Origin of the sequence: Halorientalis sp. LT38 (assembly GCF_037031225.1) — an archaeon.
Taxonomy (GTDB): Archaea; Halobacteriota; Halobacteria; order Halobacteriales; family Haloarculaceae; genus Halorientalis; species Halorientalis halophila.
Window position 1 is genome coordinate 2,882,397 of the sequence record NZ_JAYEZN010000001.1, and the last position, 15,300, is coordinate 2,897,696.

At 69.0% G+C, this 15,300-nt stretch carries 18 protein-coding genes; 10 read left to right on the forward strand and 8 right to left on the reverse strand.

What is annotated here, in order from left to right; genetic code table 11:
- Positions 1-55: 55 nt before the first annotated feature.
- Positions 56-715, forward strand: coding sequence for a helix-turn-helix domain-containing protein (locus tag U5918_RS14870; RefSeq protein WP_336002286.1), 660 nt, complete (start codon positions 56-58; stop codon positions 713-715).
- 1 nt (position 716) lies between these two features.
- On the opposite strand, the gene U5918_RS14875 is transcribed toward U5918_RS14870, so the two are convergent.
- Both U5918_RS14875 and U5918_RS14880 read right to left on the reverse strand, forming a co-directional pair.
- On the reverse strand, positions 717-2,363 hold the full coding sequence (locus U5918_RS14875; protein WP_336002287.1) for a GTPBP1 family GTP-binding protein: 1,647 nt from the start codon (positions 2,361-2,363) through the stop codon (positions 717-719).
- A gap of 129 nt (positions 2,364-2,492) precedes the next feature.
- The gene (locus tag U5918_RS14880) at positions 2,493-3,176 is read right to left on the reverse strand and encodes a phosphoglycolate phosphatase (RefSeq protein WP_336002289.1); all 684 of its coding nucleotides are present in this window, start codon (positions 3,174-3,176) and stop codon (positions 2,493-2,495) included.
- A 94-nt stretch (positions 3,177-3,270) separates the two neighbouring features.
- Here U5918_RS14880 and U5918_RS14885 point away from each other — a divergent pair, with 94 nt between their 5' ends.
- Positions 3,271-4,167, forward strand: coding sequence for an MBL fold metallo-hydrolase (locus U5918_RS14885; protein ID WP_336002291.1), 897 nt, complete (start codon positions 3,271-3,273; stop codon positions 4,165-4,167).
- Here the strand turns inward: U5918_RS14885 and U5918_RS14890 are convergent.
- Complete coding sequence (locus U5918_RS14890) at positions 4,149-4,700, reverse strand: J domain-containing protein (protein WP_336002292.1); 552 nt, start codon at positions 4,698-4,700, stop codon at positions 4,149-4,151. The genes U5918_RS14885 and U5918_RS14890 overlap by 19 nt on opposite strands.
- A gap of 119 nt (positions 4,701-4,819) precedes the next feature.
- Between U5918_RS14890 and U5918_RS14895 the strand changes: the two genes are divergently transcribed.
- Both U5918_RS14895 and U5918_RS14900 read left to right on the forward strand, forming a co-directional pair.
- Entirely contained in the window at positions 4,820-5,023 is a 204-nt protein-coding gene (locus U5918_RS14895; RefSeq protein WP_336002294.1) for a hypothetical protein, read from the forward strand.
- Positions 5,024-5,108: 85 nt separating this feature from the next.
- On the forward strand, positions 5,109-5,951 hold the full coding sequence (locus tag U5918_RS14900; protein WP_336002295.1) for a hypothetical protein: 843 nt from the start codon (positions 5,109-5,111) through the stop codon (positions 5,949-5,951).
- On the opposite strand, the gene pyrF is transcribed toward U5918_RS14900, so the two are convergent.
- A complete protein-coding gene (pyrF, locus tag U5918_RS14905) occupies positions 5,935-6,732 on the reverse strand; it encodes an orotidine-5'-phosphate decarboxylase (protein ID WP_336002297.1) in 798 nt (265 codons plus the stop codon). The two genes, U5918_RS14900 and pyrF, sit on opposite strands and share 17 nt — an antisense overlap.
- A gap of 37 nt (positions 6,733-6,769) precedes the next feature.
- Positions 6,770-7,522 carry an SIMPL domain-containing protein gene (locus tag U5918_RS14910; RefSeq protein ID WP_336002298.1) on the reverse strand — a complete coding sequence of 251 codons (753 nt, stop codon included), beginning with the start codon at positions 7,520-7,522 and terminating at the stop codon, positions 6,770-6,772.
- A gap of 113 nt (positions 7,523-7,635) precedes the next feature.
- Between U5918_RS14910 and U5918_RS14915 the strand changes: the two genes are divergently transcribed.
- Positions 7,636-8,289: an HAD family hydrolase gene (locus U5918_RS14915; RefSeq protein ID WP_336002299.1), complete on the forward strand. Its 654-nt coding sequence runs from the start codon at positions 7,636-7,638 to the stop codon at positions 8,287-8,289.
- Here the strand turns inward: U5918_RS14915 and U5918_RS14920 are convergent, their stop codons facing one another.
- Together U5918_RS14920 and U5918_RS14925 are read right to left on the reverse strand one after the other, a co-directional pair.
- The gene (locus U5918_RS14920; protein ID WP_336002301.1) at positions 8,290-8,691 is read right to left on the reverse strand and encodes a DUF7993 family protein; all 402 of its coding nucleotides are present in this window, start codon (positions 8,689-8,691) and stop codon (positions 8,290-8,292) included.
- Positions 8,691-9,131 carry a DUF2240 family protein gene (locus U5918_RS14925; RefSeq protein WP_336002303.1) on the reverse strand — a complete coding sequence of 147 codons (441 nt, stop codon included), beginning with the start codon at positions 9,129-9,131 and terminating at the stop codon, positions 8,691-8,693. The genes U5918_RS14920 and U5918_RS14925 overlap by 1 nt, the downstream gene beginning before the upstream one ends.
- A 95-nt stretch (positions 9,132-9,226) precedes the next feature.
- On the opposite strand from U5918_RS14925, the gene U5918_RS14930 reads away from it, so the two are divergent.
- The gene (locus U5918_RS14930; protein WP_336002305.1) at positions 9,227-9,601 is read left to right on the forward strand and encodes a 30S ribosomal protein S8e; all 375 of its coding nucleotides are present in this window, start codon (positions 9,227-9,229) and stop codon (positions 9,599-9,601) included.
- A 107-nt stretch (positions 9,602-9,708) separates the two neighbouring features.
- A complete protein-coding gene (locus U5918_RS14935) occupies positions 9,709-10,353 on the forward strand; it encodes a DUF4382 domain-containing protein (protein ID WP_336002307.1) in 645 nt (214 codons plus the stop codon).
- Here the strand turns inward: U5918_RS14935 and U5918_RS14940 are convergent, their stop codons facing one another.
- Entirely contained in the window at positions 10,354-11,349 is a 996-nt protein-coding gene (locus U5918_RS14940) for a PhoU domain-containing protein (RefSeq protein ID WP_336002308.1), read from the reverse strand.
- Positions 11,350-11,666: 317 nt separating this feature from the next.
- Here U5918_RS14940 and U5918_RS14945 point away from each other — a divergent pair, with 317 nt between their 5' ends.
- Genes U5918_RS14945 through pstA form a run of 3 tightly spaced genes read left to right on the forward strand, consistent with a single transcriptional unit; the run spans position 11,667 to position 15,299 of the window.
- Positions 11,667-12,626, forward strand: a complete 960-nt coding sequence (locus U5918_RS14945) for a PstS family phosphate ABC transporter substrate-binding protein (protein ID WP_336002310.1) — start codon at positions 11,667-11,669, stop codon at positions 12,624-12,626.
- 53 nt (positions 12,627-12,679) lie between these two features.
- On the forward strand, positions 12,680-13,612 hold the full coding sequence (gene pstC, locus U5918_RS14950; protein WP_336002312.1) for a phosphate ABC transporter permease subunit PstC: 933 nt from the start codon (positions 12,680-12,682) through the stop codon (positions 13,610-13,612).
- Between the two features lie 31 nt (positions 13,613-13,643).
- Entirely contained in the window at positions 13,644-15,299 is a 1,656-nt protein-coding gene (gene pstA, locus U5918_RS14955; protein WP_336002313.1) for a phosphate ABC transporter permease PstA, read from the forward strand.
- The last annotated feature ends 1 nt before the right edge of the window (position 15,300 follow it).

Below are 15,300 nucleotides of genomic sequence, written 5' to 3' on the forward strand. Positions count from 1 at the left end.
AGGTTCGCCGGACTGGCCCGGGGGATTTAAGTCGCCGGTCCGACACCGGGAGACGATGAAACACGTCCGGGTGACGATCACGGCCCACGGGGACGAGGCCGATATCCACCCGATGTACGGCCTCATGACCGGCGCGCCGTTCGTCGAGCGGGCGACGGCGTTGCAGTGGAACTACACCGGCGACGCGCTCGGCATCCTCCACTACGTCGAAGGCGACGTCGACGCCTTCGACCGTGCCACGGCCGCCGTCGACGTGGTCCGGGACTACGAACTGGAACCGGCCGGCGAGGACGCCTTCTACGCCTACGTCCACGACGAGACGACCGGCGACCTCCGGGAGATGTTCGACCCGCTGTCGAACGGCGGGGTCGTCGTGGTCCCACCGATCCGCTATCACTCCGACGGGACGGTCTCGATGTCGGCGGTCGGCCCGACCGAGACGGTCCAGGCCGCGTTCGAGGCGCTGCGCGCACCGGTCGACGTCGAGATCGAGGCGGTGAGCGGCCTCGGCGCGGTCCCGGCGCTGGCCGAGACGCGGTTGAGCGCGCGCCAGCGGGAGGCAGCAACGGCGGCGCTCGACCTGGGCTACTACGAGATCCCACGGACCGCGAGCCACGAGGACGTGGCCGCCGCCATCGGCTGTGCGCCCAGTACGGCCGCGGAACACCTCAGGAAAGCGGAAGCGAAACTGCTGCGAGCGGCGCTCGGTGGGTGACTCACTCCACCGGCGTCACGTCGGTCACGGTGCCGACGCCCTTAGAGCGACCCTCGCGGAAGACGAATCGCTGGCCTTCCTCGACGTAGTAGGGGCGGAACTTGAAGCGGACGCGCGTCTCGCCGGAGTCGCCGGGGAGGAGTTGGCCGCCCTCGGGGTAGAACGCGCCGGCCTCGCTGACGGTCTCGAGGTGGACGACCGGTTCGTAGCCGTCGCCGATGCGCGTGGGGTGGTTGAGGACCATCACTTCGGCCTCGAACTCCCGGACGGGCGTCGGGTCGGCGTCGCGGGGGAGCAACGCCATCCCGCGCTCGATGTCGACCTCGGCGATGCCCTTCAGCGCGATGCCGACGATGCGGCCCGCCTGCGCCTCGTCGACGCGGTGGTAGTGCATCTCGATCGACCGCACCTCGACCTCGCGGAAGGTGCCGTCCTGCATCGGACCGATCAGGAGTTCGTCGCCGGCCTCGACGGTCCCGGAGCGAATCGTCCCGGACGCGACCGCGCCGACGCCGGTGACGTTGTACGTCCGGTCGACGTACATGGTGAACGCCTCGTCGCTGCGGTCGGTGCCCACGGTTTTGGGCAGGCGCTCGAACAGTTCGTCGAGCTGGGCCAGTCCGTCCATGGTCACCGCGCTCGTCGTCAGGACCGGGACGACCGTCTCGCTGATCTCCTCGACGGCCGCGTCGACGCCGTGGCGCTCGACCCTGAGCGGCGTCTTGTCGACCTCGCGGAGCAGGCGCTCGACCTCGCGTTCGACCTCGCGCAGGCGCTCCTCGCTCACCAGGTCGGCTTTCGTGATGGCGACGACCGTCGGGAGGTCGGTCGCCAGCAGGATGCCGAGGTGCTCGCGGGTGGTCTTCGTGGGGCCGTCGTCGGCCGCGACGGTCAGGAGGCCGTAGTCGAGCTTCTGCCCGACCAGGCCGCGGATGGTGGTGCGGAGCCACGGTTCGTGGCCCACGGTGTCGACGAAGGAGACGAGGCGGTCGGCCTCCTCGACGACGCGGGCGCGGTCCGACTTGCGGTGGGGGTTGTCCATCCGGACCGGGCCGTCGTCGTCGAAGCCGTAGACGCCGTAGGACAGGTCAGCCGAGAGGCCGCGTTCGACCTCGTGGGGCTGGACGTCGAGGAAGGATCGGGTGCCGCCCTCACCGTCGTCGGCGTCGCCGGTGACCAGCGAGCCGACCAGCGTGCTCTTGCCGTGGTCGACGTGGCCGGCGGTCCCGACGACGATGTGCTCGTCGTCGCTCATCACGGCACCCTCCCGGATGGTCGCGACGCCGACGATGCCGCCGGTCCCGGCGTCGCCCTTCGTGGCCGTGCCGGTGGCCTCGTCGACGCCCCAGGTCTCCACGTCGTCGATGTGCGCGCCGGCCTCCTCGGCCAGCAGGGAGAGGACGTCCATCGACTCGGAGAAGGTGTCCGGGTCGATGCCGGCGAGGCCGCCGTCGTCGGTGACCCCGACGACGTAGGTCGCTTCCCCGTCGCCCGAGAGGACGCGATGACGGAGCTGTGCGGCCAGGCTCTCGAACCGTCCCTCCGTCGCGTGGAGGTCTTTCGTGAGCCGCTCTTTGAACTCGACGCTGCCGCCCTCCTCCTCACCGCGCTCGATGGCGCGTTCGAGGACGGCCCGGTCGGGGCTCATACGTCGCGGTTAGGGGACAGCTATTAAAAGCTTTCTCGAATCTAGAGTGGTGTTACCACGGTGCGTATATATGGGGGCCGGGGATCCGGCGCACCGCCCTCTCGAATCACCGCACGTCCCTTCAACGAATCACCGCACGTCCTCGCCCCGGATCGCTTCGACGGCCTCCAGAAACCCCGCGCCGTAACTGTCGTCGGTCACCTCGTCGGCCGCGGCCAGCGCGCGCTCGTCGGCGTTGGCGACGGCGATGGACCGACCCGCCGTCTCGAAGGTCGCCACGTCGTTCTCGGAGTCGCCGACGGCGACGAAGTCTTCGGGGTCGAGATCGAGCGTCCGCGCGACCGCCTTCAGTCCCTTGCCCTTGTCCACGTCGGGCGTCTTGACGTGGTAGGCGAAGCCGGTGTCGACCACTTCGAGGCCGTGGTCGGCCGCGATCCGTTCGAGGGGGTCGAGCGGCTGGTCGAGGGCGACCGCGATCTCCGTCTCGCGCCAGCGGTTGACGAAGTCCGGTTCGTCCCAGCCGAGGTCGTAGCCGGCCGCTTCGTACTCCTCGGCGACCGCCCACGCGCCCTCGGGGTCGCCGGTGAAGACGATCTCCTCGCCCGCGACGGCGACGACGCCGCCGTTCTCGGCGATCACGGTGATCGGAATCGCCAGGAACTCACAGAGCGCGACGGGGTACGGGAAGGCCTTCCCCGTCGCCACGACCACCGGCGCGTCCCACTCCTGCAGGACCGGCATCACGCGCGGGTCGAGGCCGCGGTCCGGCCCCGTCAGCGTCCCGTCGATGTCGACCGCCAGCGGCGGGGTCACGCGTGTCCTCCCGCCATCGTGGCGACTGTGTCTATTTCCATGGCCCTGGCTACTGCCTCCCATCGCATAAGTGACCGCGGTCCCTCTCGCCGGTATGGACGCCGAATCGGTCGCGGGGTGCCCCGACATCCATCTCGTCGACAACGAACTGTTCGGGACCGAGGGACTGCTGGCGACCTACCTGCTCGACGCCGCCGACCCCGCGATCCTGGACGCCGGCACCGTCGCCGGCGCGGAGCGCATCCTCGCGGCGATGGACGCGATCGGGATCGACGCCGCCGACGTCGAGTACGTCGTCGTCAGTCACGTCCACCTCGATCACGCCGCCGGAACCGCTCGACTGCTCGACGCCTGCGAGAACGCGACCGCCGTCGTCCACGAGCGCGGCCTGCCCTATCTCACCGACCCCGACCGCCTCGACCGCCTCGTCGAGAGCGTCGAGGCCGCCATCGGGATGGAAGCTCCCTACAGCGACCCGGGCCTGCTCCCGACCGAGCGCTGTCGCGCCGTCTCCGGCGGCGAGACCCTCGCGCTGGGCGATCGGCTGCTGGAACTCTACGACGCACCGGGCCACGCACCCCATCACCTGGTCTGCTTCGAGCCCGATTCCGCGACGCTGTTCGGCGCCGACGCCGTCGGCGCGTTCGCCCCGCGGGTCGACGGCGTGGCACCCACCACGCCGCCGCCGAGCTTCGACCTTGAGGCGAACCTCGCGACCGTCGAGCGCCTGCTGGAACTCGATCCCTCGCGGACCCTGTACAGCCACTTCGGCCCCGGAAAACCCGGCGAAGCGACGGCGGAACTGCGCGACTACGCGGCCATGCTCCCGGAGTGGGTCGAGGCCGTCCGCAGCGCTCGCGAGGCGACGGACGACGACCTCGACGAGATGGTCTCCGAACTCAGACCGGAGTGGGAGAGTCCGACGCTCCGGCGTGACGTGGTCGGCGTCTGCGGCTACCTCGACCGCGACGATCAGGTCAGCCGCTCGTAGGCGGCGTTGACCCGCTTGAACTCGTCCTCGTCGCCGCCCGCCGTGTCGGGGTGAACTTCTTTGACCTTCTGCCGGTAGGCGGCCTTTACCGTCTCGTCGTCGGCACCGACCTCGACGCCGAGGATGCTGTAGGCTTCGGCCTCGCTCGGCCCGTCGGTCTGCTGGCGCGCGCGTCGACGCTGGCGCTGCCCTTGCCGTCCGGCTCGACGCTGGCCGCCACTCGTGCGTCGGCCGCCGCGACCGCCCGGCGCGGTCCAGTCCTCCCGGGGTCCCGCGCCGAACCCACCCGTCTCGCGCGTCCGCGACCGCGACTCCCCACGACCGTTGTTCTGTCGCGCGCGGTCTTCGACCGACCGGTAGACCCGGGCCGCGAGGCGGCCGCTGGCCTGGTACCACATGAAGTAGGCGGCGGCGCCGACGGCGGCCGCGATCACCAGGATCGCGAGGTTGTAGACCACCGCCAGGACGGCGAGCACGACTGCACAGACCGCGAGGGCAGCCGCGACGCCCGAGATGAGCCGGTCGTGATCCACGCCCCGAGATTCGGACCCGACCCCCGTAAGCCTCCCGACTGCGGGCCTGACTGCGGGCAGCGAGGCCCTCGTCGCCCCGGCGCGCAGGGTTCAAATGGCTGGCCGTGGTAGTAGTTGGCATGAGCGTAGCCGGGAACTGCGAGATCTGCGCGACCGGCGGCGTCAGCCACACCTGCACCCGCTGTGCGCAACTGGTCTGCGAGAAGCACTTCGACGAGGAGACCGGCCTCTGCGTCGAGTGTCTCGCGGAGGTCGGCGAGGGCCGCGGGCAGGGTCGCCAGCCGCAGAACATGCCCGACGGCGTCGACACCTACCGGTTCTGAGCCGCCGTTTGGGCGACAGCTCCCCGGAGCCGACGGTACGAGGCCGGTCGCAGGAACTTTGTTCCGAGCTGCCGGAACTGCAACCATGGTCCGTCGCCTGCCGGACGTCTTCGACGTCCTCCTCGCCGGTAACCTCGCCCTGGTCGCGGTCGCCGCCGCGGGAAGTCTTCCGGGAGTCGGGATCTTCGAACCACCGGCCCTCGCGGCCGGAATACTCGCCTTCGGTGCGGTGGCGGGGTTCGCGACCACTCGCGAGGACCCCGACGTCGTGCTGGCTCGACGCGGCTGGCACGTCGCATCCCTCGCTGTCCAGTCGCTGGTGCTGTTCGGCGCGGTCGTCTGGCTCTCCACGCAGCCGGGCGACCCCGCGCTCTCGCCGTCGGTCTGGACGCTCATGGCAGCGCTCGTGGTTGGCCTGGCCGTCTACGTGGTCGGCAACCGACGCGTGATCGACCGGGCCGAAGCGGCCGGCGAGGTTCGCGCTCGATGGACCGCGAGCGCCCCGCGCCGCCGGACCTGGGTCGTTCGCGCCGTCTTCCTGGTGGCCGGCGTCGCGGTCATAGTGGGCGGACTGGTCCTCCACGTCCCGGGCGCCGAGTCGCTGGCCGCCGTCGGTGGGTTCCTCCTGATCTGGCCGCTCTTCGTCGGCCGCTCGCGCGAGTACGCCGTGCTCCCCGACGGGCTCTACGTCCGCCAGCGTGGCTCGTACGCCGGCGAGTTCCTTCCCTGGTCGCGCCTCACCGGCTACCGGGTGACCGACGACGCCCTCGTCGTCGAGCGCTGGATCCCGCTGCTGGCGTTCCACTCGAAACTGGGGGACCTGGCGGATCTCGATGCGGTCACCGCCGCGCTGGATCGGGCCTTCGCATCTGCGGACGAACCGGCGGATCGGGACCCCGACGGTTCCACCGTCAGCGGAACTGATTGAGCCGCTGTTTCAGCCGTTTCGCAGCCTGGCCGCTGGCCTTGTGGAACTGCTCGCCCTGGTCCTCACCAGCGAAGATAATGCCGCGCGAGGAGTTGACGAGTCCGACGCCATCGGCCAGGCCGTGCTCGACGGCGGCCTCGGCGTCGCCCCCCTGCGCGCCCACGCCGGGGACGAGGAACGGGATCTCGGGGACGATCTCGCGGATCTCTTCTAGCTCTTCGGGCTGTGTCGCGCCGACCACGAGGCCGACGTTGCCGTTGCGGTTCCAGGTGTCGGCCAGTGCGGCGACCCGCTCGTACAGCGGCTCGCCCGAGTCGAGTTCGAGGTTCTGGAGGTCCGCGCCGCCCGGATTGGAGGTCCGGCAGAGGAGGAAGACGCCCGAGTCCGCTCGTTCGAGAAACGGCTCCAGCGAGTCCCGGCCCATGTAGGGGTTGGCGGTGATCGCGTCGGCCGTATCGAGCAGGTCGGCGTACTGGCGGGCGGTATTGCCGATGTCGCCCCGTTTGGCGTCGAGCAGGACGGGCACGTCCTTCCCGTGGGCGTAGGCGATGGTCTCCTCCAGTGCCCGCCAGCCGTCGGGGTCCTCGTAGAAGGCCGCGTTAGGCTTGTAGCAGGCGGCGTGTTCGTGCGTGGCGTCGATGATCCGACGGTTGAACGCCCACCGCGGGAGGTCCCGGTCCAGCAGGTGCTCGGGCAGGCGGTCGGGGTCGGGGTCGAGCCCGACGCTCACGACGCTGTCGACCGCGTCGATGCGGTCGGCCAGCCGATCGAAGAAGGTCATACCGGGGGCTGGCCCGGTACGCACTACAAGGTTCCCATTACCCGCTCGCCCCGTACACGACCCGGACGCTCGTCGTGACGGAGACGTCGCCGGTCTCGATGCTCGTGTCACCGTCGCCCGATTCGGCCATCGCGGCGTCGTACCTGACCGGCCGGAAGTTCCCGCCGGTCGCGTCGACGCGCTGGACGCCGGTGACCGAGAGGTCGCCCGCGTTCGCGAGCGTGTCGGCCTGTCGGTCCGCGTCGTTCATGGCGTCCTCGAGCGCCTGGTCGCGGAGGTCCGCGCGGGTGTCGTCGGCCAGCGTGAACCGGACCGACTGGACTTCCGCGCCAGCGTCCGCGGCGGCGTCGACGACCGCGCCGGCGCGGTCGGTGTTCGAGAGGGTCACCTCGAAGGCGTGGATGCCGCGCAGTTCGGGGCCGGAATCGCCGCCCTCACGCGGCGGTCCGCGCCGGGGCGGTTCCTCGATCCGGTAGTCGACCGTCTCGACGCTGTCGTCGTCGACGCCAGCCTCGGAGAGGGCGCTCCGGAGGTCACTCGCGCCACTGGAGAGCTCCGAGCGGATAGCGCTCGGCTCCCCTCCCTCTGCGGTGACCGCGAGTCTGAGCACCGCCTCGTCGGGCTGGGCGCTCGCTTCGCCCTCACCCGAGACGGTGATCGTCTGGTTGTCCGTTCCGCCGTCTGTCTGGGCCGGTTCCGCGCCGCCCCCGTCGAGCGCCAGGACGGTCCCCGCCGCGCCGACAGTGAGGACGACGGCGGCCAGGGCCGCCAGGAGTGCTGTCTTTCGCATGCAGGGGTGACTTCTCCGGCGACCGTTGAATACTCGCCGGAGAGTCAAACGCGGGTTTGAGTCTCGGGAGCCGACGCGAACACTCAAACCCCGTCGCCGGTAACGGACGGGCGATGTCGCCGCCCCTCGCGGTCGCGTTCGACCTGGACTACACGCTCGCCGTCACCGACAGGGACCGCCAGGCGCTGCTCGACGACGCGACCGAGCGGGCCGGTGCGCCGCCCCTCGCCCGCGGGGACTACCTCGACGCCCACGGGACCGTGGCGGCCACCGAGACGCGGGCGCCCATCTTCGATCGCCTCCTGACCGACGGCACCGATCCCGAGACCGTCGCGACCGCCTACCGGCGGGCGATCGAGGACGCGCTCGAACCGGTCGCGGGGGTCGCGGACCTCCTGGAAGCACTCCGGGAGGACTACCGGGTCGGCCTGCTGACCGACGGGCCCCAGACCGCCCAGCGCGGCAAACTCGACGAGCTGGAGTGGGCGGGGCTGTTCGACGCCGTCGTCATCACCGGCACGTTGCCCGCCGGGAAGCCGGACGAGCGTGCCTTCGCGGCGATCTGTTCGGAACTGGGGGTCGAGCCGGTCGAGACGGCGTACGTCGGCGACCGTCCCGAGGTAGACGTCGCGGGCGCGGCCGCGGCCGGCCTCGCCACTGTGCAGGTGTGCTATCCCGGCGGCCCCGACCCCCATCCGGCGGCCGACGCGACGGTCGCCCGGGACGAACTGGTCGAAACGCTACCCGACATTCTCGCGGCGCTGTAGTCACGCCGCGTCGTCGCTGTCGTCGCTCGCGGCCGCCACCAGCACGTCGACGGCCGCCTTCACCGCCGCGCCGGACTCGACGAAGAGGAGCGCCCGCGGCGGGTCGACGGCTTTCGGCCGCACGCGCAGGTCGCTTCTCTCGGCGGCCTCGGCCGCGTCCGTGCCGGCCGCGACGCCGGCTCGCAGCTCCAGATAGGCCCGGTCTGGCTGGACGGCCACGTCGGCCACTCGGTCGCCGTCGCGGTCGATGCCGTAGGCGAACGCGCCGTCGGCGGTCGGTTCCACGTCCGGGTCGGCGTCGACGACTGCCATCGCCGCCAGCGGGCCGGTCTCGCGGCCCGTCACCTCGGAGGCGAGCAGTTGCGCGATGCGGCGGCCGTCGGTGACGCGGTCCTCGACCATCAGAGATCACCCAGCGCGCGCTCGGCTGCGTCGGTCACGTCCAGGCCTTCGCGTTTCGCGTAGACGACCGCGGCGGCCTCGACGGTCACGCCCAGGTCCGCCTGCAGCGAGTTGATCTCCGCGACGGCCGCCTGTTTCTCGATGCCGGCCTCGACCAGCAGATCCAGGATGCGCTCGAACGTCGACCGCTGCTGGAGGATCGACTCCTCGGGGACGAACCCCTCGGGCACGTCGACGGCGTCCGGGTCGAACTCGGCGGTCACGTCGCCGTCGGTGCGACTGATCAACCCCTCGCCCGCGGCGACGTCGAGCAGGCGCTTCGCCTGGTCGGGGGTGAACCAGTCCCGATCCAGCGAGAGGGCGACGACGAACTCGCTCTCCCCCATCGCGGTCCGGCCCTGCTGGCGGAAGGGGGCGGCGACGGCCGTCCGGAGACTCATCGTCTCCCCCGGCGACCGGGACCGTCCTAAACCCATCGGATGGACCCAGGGATTCGAGTCGAGAGGTTCAAGTGGACGCCTGCGAATTTCCGGGTATGAAAGGACAGGGACGTTCCCCGCGCAAGCGCACCGGCGGTCGGCTGCGACCGAACCACAAGAAGCGAAAGCACGAACTCGGCGGCGAGCCGACCGAGACGCAGGTCGGCGACGCGAAGCTGAAGTTCGTCGACACGCGCGGTAACACCGACAAGGTCCGCGCCATCGAGGTCGACACCGCGAGCGTCGCCACCGACGACGGGACGATCGCCGCCGAGATCGAGAACGTCGCCGAGAACGGCGCGAACCCCAACTACGCCCGCCGGAACATCGTCACGAAGGGCGCCATCCTCGAGACCAGCGAGGGCCGCGTCCGCGTCACGTCCCGCCCCGGCCAGGACGGCCAGGTCAACGGCGTCCTCGTCGAGGAGTAGGCCGCTTCGGCGCTCTCGATTTCTCGCGTTCGACCGACTGGTGAGCACCGGGGTTCCGATCCAGTGTCGGCCACAAGATACGTCCCCTCCCGACCCCACTCCCTTGTATGGACAGACGACGGTTCCTCGAAGCGACAGGTATCACGGCGGTCGGCATCTCCCTGGCGGGTTGCTCCGGCGGCTCCGGCGGGAACGACGCCGGGACGGGGACGCTCGCGACGCTGGTCACCGACCAGCCGGGCGACATCACCGACTTCGAGACGCTGGTCCTGCGCGTCTCGGCCCTCCGGACGGTCCGCGCGGGCGCCGAGGCGACCGACGACGGCGAAGCGGAGACCGCGACCGCCGACGCGGGGTCGGCGACCGAGGCTGCGGAAGCGGACGACGACGGGGGCGAGACGACCCACGAACTGGACGAACCCGTGGAGTTCGACCTCAGAGAGCTCGTCGACGGGGAGACGGACCTGCTGGGCGAGACCGAACTCGAGACGGGTACCTACGCCTACCTCAAACTGGTCGTCGACGAGGTCGTCGAGGCGACGCTGACCGACGGCGAGTCGGCCGAGGTGACGACGCCCGGGAACGCGCCGCTGAAGTTCAACGCGGAATTCGACATCCGCGCGGACGAGACCACGACGTTCGTCGCGGACTTCACGCCCATCAAGCAGGGCCGGACGGGTCGATATCAGCTCAAACCGGTCGCCGACGGGGTCCAGGTTCGGTACGAGGACGAGGAGACGACGACAGCCTGATCAGGGTCGCGGTGCGGCCTTCTGCAGCGCGCTTTCGGCGATGTTGCCCCCGTAGTCGGCGGTTCGGGACAGCGAGTCGACAACGAGCCCCAGCACCTGCGCCGTCTGGGAGTCGAGCTGGTGAATGCGGTCGTCGATCTCCCGCGCGCTGTCGTCGATCGGCCTGATGCGCGAGCGGGCCTCGGTAGCCAGCCGGGTCGCCTCCTCGGGGTCGTCCTCGAGGAGGGCGTCCATCGCGGCTTCGGGGACCGCGAGCGCCTCCTCGCGGAGCTGGTAGAGGCCGTCGCAGATCTCCGCGGGGATCTCGTCGATCTCCAGGGCGAGCCGGGCGATCTTGGTCGCGTGGTCCGCGATCCGTTCGAGTTGCCGGGCGCTGGACTGGTAGTCGAAACAGGTCTCCCGTGGCAGCCCGATCTCCGAGGCCGCCGTCGGGTCCCGGAGCACCGAGCGGAACACCCGGGAGATCATGTACCAGAGGCGGTCGACGTCGTCGTCGCGCTCCATCACGTCGTCGGCCAGGTCGTCGTCGTTCTCGACGAGCGCGTCCACGGCGTCGGAGAGCATCGTCAGCGCGACCAGGCGCATGCGCGTGATGGCGTTGTGGACCGACAGCTCCGAGGAGTCGAGCAGGTCCTGCAACACGACCCGCTCGCTGGTCTCCTCGATGACCTCCAGGCCGACGAGTCCCTGCGTCGCCTGGCGAATTCGCCGGCGCTGCTGGGCGCTGACCCGCGGCGTCTCGAGGGTGATGATGTCGAACCCGCTGACGTACATCGTCATCACGGCGCGCACGAGCTGGTCGCCCTCCAGGCCGCTCACGTCGAGCGTCCCCTCCGTCCGCTCCTCGCCCTGCTTGGGCGAGAGCAACAGGGAGTCGCCCTCGGCGTGGAATTCGACGACGCTGCCCGCGCTCACGTCGTTCGTCGTCGCCCACTCCTTCGGCAGCGACACGGTGAACGTCGACCCGCCCGTCACCTGGACCTTGCGCGTCTCCATATCCCTCCTTCCGACTTCTACCCAATAAATCAATCCATGTCTATATACTCTCGCGTCAGGTAACGGTGTAAACGAAATAACTACTCTGTCTGCTGGGCGTCACGAGATCTGGGCGTGCGAGCGGTCGAAACCGAGGGAGATCCGGAGACGCGTACCGCCCGTTCGCTTCCGGTAAGTGAACGGAACCGACGTACGGCACCACCTGCTCCGTCGACCCGGGACCGTGTGAGACGTAGCAATCCATACGTCTATATAGAATACAGATATATAGATAAACGTAATAGCAGGGTATTTATTCAACTGACTGCCCGTTTCAGATGATGACACACGAGTCAAGATCGGTGTCGCGTCGGAAGTTCGTGGCAGGTGTCGGGGCGGCAGGTGCACTCGCGCTGGCTGGCTGTCAGGACACGGGAGGCAGCGGTGGCCTGTCGGGTGAAGTCGTCATCACGGGGAGCAGCACGGTGTTCCCCGTCTCCAATCGGATGGCCGAGGACTTCATGGCGGAGCACGAGAACGTGAACGTCACCACGGATTCGACGGGTAGCGGCGGCGGGTTCGAGAACCACTTCTGTCCCGGGAACGCCGACATCAACGGTGCGTCCCGACCGATCAAGGACAGCGAGGTGAGCAACTGCAGCGACAACGGCGTCGAGCCGATCGAGTTCCAGGTCGCGAGCGACGCGCTCACGGTGGCCGTCAACAACGACCACCCGGTCGACTGCATGACCTTCGACGAGCTGTCCCAGATCTGGCGGGAGGATCGCGTGACTCAGTGGTCGGACGTCCGCGACGACCTGCCGGACGAGGACATCAAGCTGTTCGGTCCGGCCAACACGTCCGGAACGTACGACTGGTTCAACGAGAACGTCGTCGGTGAGAGCTACGATCACACGGCAGACCACCAGGCGACCGAGGACGACAACACGATCGTTCAGGGGATCGAGGACAACAAGTGGGCGATCGGATACTTCGGCTACGCGTACTACAACGAGAACAGCGACCGCGTGAAGGCCCTCGAAATCGAGGCGTCCGAGGGCGACGGCTGTACCGAACCCAGCCTGCCGAACGCCAAGGACGGGTCCTACCCGATGGCGCGACCGCTCTTTATCTACGCGAACCGGGAGTCGATCCAGCGCGAGGAAGTCCACGAGTTCCTCAGCTTCTATCTCGAGAACGCCGAGACCGACGTGGTCGAGGATATCGGGTACGTGCCCTCCAGCCAGGACCTCCGGGACCAGAACCTCAGTAAACTCGAAGAGAACTACGAGGGGTAACCGCGCGTCTCGAACCGTCCTATTTACGTACCCGACCCACCAGCAATCCGATAATGAGCACCGATACACAACCGGACATCACGTCGCGGCCGACCGGTCGCGCCGCCAGAGAGCGGCTCTATCACGCGGTGTTTTTCCTCTGTGCGTTTCTCTCGGTAGTGGTCACGGTCAGCATCATCTTCCTGCTGGCCCGCGACGCGATCGGCTTTTTCAGTGTCGTCTCGCCGGCCGAATTCTTCCTCGGGACGGAGTTCGTCGCCTCGAAGGGGCAGTTCGGCGTGTTACCACTGGTCTCGGGCACGGTGCTCGTGACCGTAATCTCGGCGCTGATCGCGATCCCGATCGGCGTCGCGGCCGCCGTCTACCTCAGCGAGTACGCCAGCGACCGGATGCGATCTATCCTCAAGCCGGGGCTGGAGATCCTCGCCGGGATTCCGACCGTCGTCTACGGCTTTTTCGCGCTCGTGTACGTGACGCCGTTCCTCAGAGTGGTCGGGATTCCGGTCGCCACGTTCAACGTCCTGGCCGCGTCGCTGATGGTCGGCATCATGATCATCCCGATGGTGTCGAGCCTCAGCGAGGACGCGATGAGCGCCGTGCCCGACTCCCTCCGGCAGGCCGGCTACGGCCTCGGCGCGACGAAGTTCGACGTGACGATTCGGGTCGTCATCCCGGCCGCACTCTCGGGGATCATCTCCTCGTTCATCCTCGCCCTCTCCCGGGCCATCGGCGAGACGATGATCGTCGCCGTCGCGATGGGGCTGTCCCCGCAGATGTTCGATCCGAGCGATCCGCTCGGGAACGTCCTCGGCAACGGACAGACGATGACCTCGAAGATGGTCCAGGTCGTGGGCTCCGAGCTCGCCGGGAGCGGCCCGGGGTACAAGAGCCTCTTCGCGATCGGCATCACGCTCTTTGCGATCACCTTCCTCATGAACCTCATCAGCGACCGGATCGCGGCACGGTACAAGGAGGAGTACGAATGATCGAACCCGACCAGCCGGAGGTGACCTACTGATGGCGACGGACGTGGACTCGACGCAGTCCATCGACGAGCAGGTAAGCCGCGCGCGCGGCCTGATATTCGAGGCCGTCTGTTTCTCGGCGACGTCGATCGCGCTGCTGGCCGTCGGCGTGCTCCTGTTGTACGTGACCAACGACGCCGTTCGACCGCTCTCGGCCGATCCGGGCTGGCATCTGGTGTACCTCCTGACGCTCGTCGTCCCGACGACGGGGTTCGGGCTCTGGCTGTCCCGTCGCGAAGGGGCGGCCGGTCGCGTGGCGTACACGTCGCTCGGGGTGGTCCTCGTCGGCCTCTTCCTCGCCGGCGGCCTGTTCATCCTCTTCGTCGAAATCCTCCCGGTCGGCGAGTGGTTCGCCCTCGTCGTCGGATTGGCACTGACCGCCGCGGCCGCCCTCGCACACCGTCGCTATCGGTCGCCCGCGAAGGGCGAACGGAACGCCGTCACCCTCGCGGCCCTGCTGGTGACGACGCTCGGCGTCCCGCCCGGTGCAGCAGTGCTCGGGCTCCCCTTCAAGATCCCGAGCCTCCGGGGCCTGATCGCGTCGTCGCCGGTCCTGCCGCTCGACTGGATCATGCTCGTCCCGTCGCTGGTCGTCCCCGTTGCAGCCGTCGTCGGCCTGTACGTCCGCCGACGGCGCGAGAGCGATCGTGACGGGGCCGTCGCTGCCGGTGCCATCGTCGCGGGATCGCTGCTCGGCATCGGCCTCGGACCGCTCGTCGGACTCGGTGCCGACGGCTGGATGATCCTGTTCACCGCGACGGCCGTCCCGGTGGGCCTGTACGCCGAGAGCGTCGTTCGCCGTCGGCGTGGCGTGATCGGGCTCTCCTTCCCGCTCGTGATCGCCGTCGGCGTCGTACTCGGTGCCGTGATCACCCAGCAGCTCGGGTTCGCCGGTCCCGAGACGTGGCTCGACTGGAGTTTCCTCACCAGTGCGACCTCGACGCGGCCCGAACAGGCCGGGATCTACCCGGCGATGGTCGGCTCGATCATGCTGTTGATCGTCATCATCGTCTCGACGTTCCCGGTCGGCGTCGGTGCAGCGATCTACCTGGAGGAGTACGCGCCCCAGTCGGGCTGGCTCGGTCGGCTGGTGACGTTGATCGAGATCAACATCGGGAACCTCGCAGGGGTCCCCTCCATCGTCTACGGGCTGCTCGGGCTCGCACTTTTCATCCGGATCTTCCAGATGCCGACCGGGTCGGTGATCGTCGGCGGACTCGCGGTCGGACTGTTGATCCTGCCCATCGTCATCATCTCCGCCCAGGAGGCGATCCGTTCGGTCCCCGACTCGATGCGGGAGGCCTCCTACGGAATGGGGGCGACGCGCTGGCAGACGGTCAGGAACGTGGTGCTGCCCGAGGCGCTGCCCGGAATCCTGACCGGGACGATCCTGGCCTTTGGACGTGCGATCGGCGAGACGGCACCGCTGCTGATGATCGGGATGGCGGCGTCCGTCAGGCTGCCGCCGAACGGCTTCTTCTCGAAGTCGGGTGCGATGCCCCGGCAGATCTTCACCTGGTCCCGGCAGTTCCAGTCGGAGTTCCTCAACGGCGTGCTGCCGGCCGGTGTCGTGGTGCTGCTGGTCGTGCTGCTCGTGATGAACGGGACGGCGATTATCATCCGCAACAGGTATCAACGGAGGACGTAAG

Excerpts from the sequence above, each read along its gene's own strand:
- U5918_RS14870 (WP_336002286.1), top strand. The coding sequence starts at position 56 with ATGAAACACGTCCGGGTGACGATCACGGCCCACGGGGACGAGGCCGAT.
- U5918_RS14875 (WP_336002287.1), bottom strand. The coding sequence starts at position 2,363 with ATGAGCCCCGACCGGGCCGTCCTCGAACGCGCCATCGAGCGCGGTGAG.
- U5918_RS14885 (WP_336002291.1), top strand. The coding sequence starts at position 3,271 with ATGGACGCCGAATCGGTCGCGGGGTGCCCCGACATCCATCTCGTCGAC.
- U5918_RS14895 (WP_336002294.1), top strand. The coding sequence starts at position 4,820 with ATGAGCGTAGCCGGGAACTGCGAGATCTGCGCGACCGGCGGCGTCAGC.
- U5918_RS14900 (WP_336002295.1), top strand. The coding sequence starts at position 5,109 with ATGGTCCGTCGCCTGCCGGACGTCTTCGACGTCCTCCTCGCCGGTAAC.
- pyrF (WP_336002297.1), bottom strand. The coding sequence starts at position 6,732 with ATGACCTTCTTCGATCGGCTGGCCGACCGCATCGACGCGGTCGACAGC.
- U5918_RS14910 (WP_336002298.1), bottom strand. The coding sequence starts at position 7,522 with ATGCGAAAGACAGCACTCCTGGCGGCCCTGGCCGCCGTCGTCCTCACT.
- U5918_RS14915 (WP_336002299.1), top strand. The coding sequence starts at position 7,636 with ATGTCGCCGCCCCTCGCGGTCGCGTTCGACCTGGACTACACGCTCGCC.
- U5918_RS14920 (WP_336002301.1), bottom strand. The coding sequence starts at position 8,691 with ATGGTCGAGGACCGCGTCACCGACGGCCGCCGCATCGCGCAACTGCTC.
- U5918_RS14925 (WP_336002303.1), bottom strand. The coding sequence starts at position 9,131 with ATGAGTCTCCGGACGGCCGTCGCCGCCCCCTTCCGCCAGCAGGGCCGG.
- U5918_RS14930 (WP_336002305.1), top strand. The coding sequence starts at position 9,227 with ATGAAAGGACAGGGACGTTCCCCGCGCAAGCGCACCGGCGGTCGGCTG.
- U5918_RS14935 (WP_336002307.1), top strand. The coding sequence starts at position 9,709 with ATGGACAGACGACGGTTCCTCGAAGCGACAGGTATCACGGCGGTCGGC.
- U5918_RS14940 (WP_336002308.1), bottom strand. The coding sequence starts at position 11,349 with ATGGAGACGCGCAAGGTCCAGGTGACGGGCGGGTCGACGTTCACCGTG.
- U5918_RS14945 (WP_336002310.1), top strand. The coding sequence starts at position 11,667 with ATGATGACACACGAGTCAAGATCGGTGTCGCGTCGGAAGTTCGTGGCA.
- pstC (WP_336002312.1), top strand. The coding sequence starts at position 12,680 with ATGAGCACCGATACACAACCGGACATCACGTCGCGGCCGACCGGTCGC.
- pstA (WP_336002313.1), top strand. The coding sequence starts at position 13,644 with ATGGCGACGGACGTGGACTCGACGCAGTCCATCGACGAGCAGGTAAGC.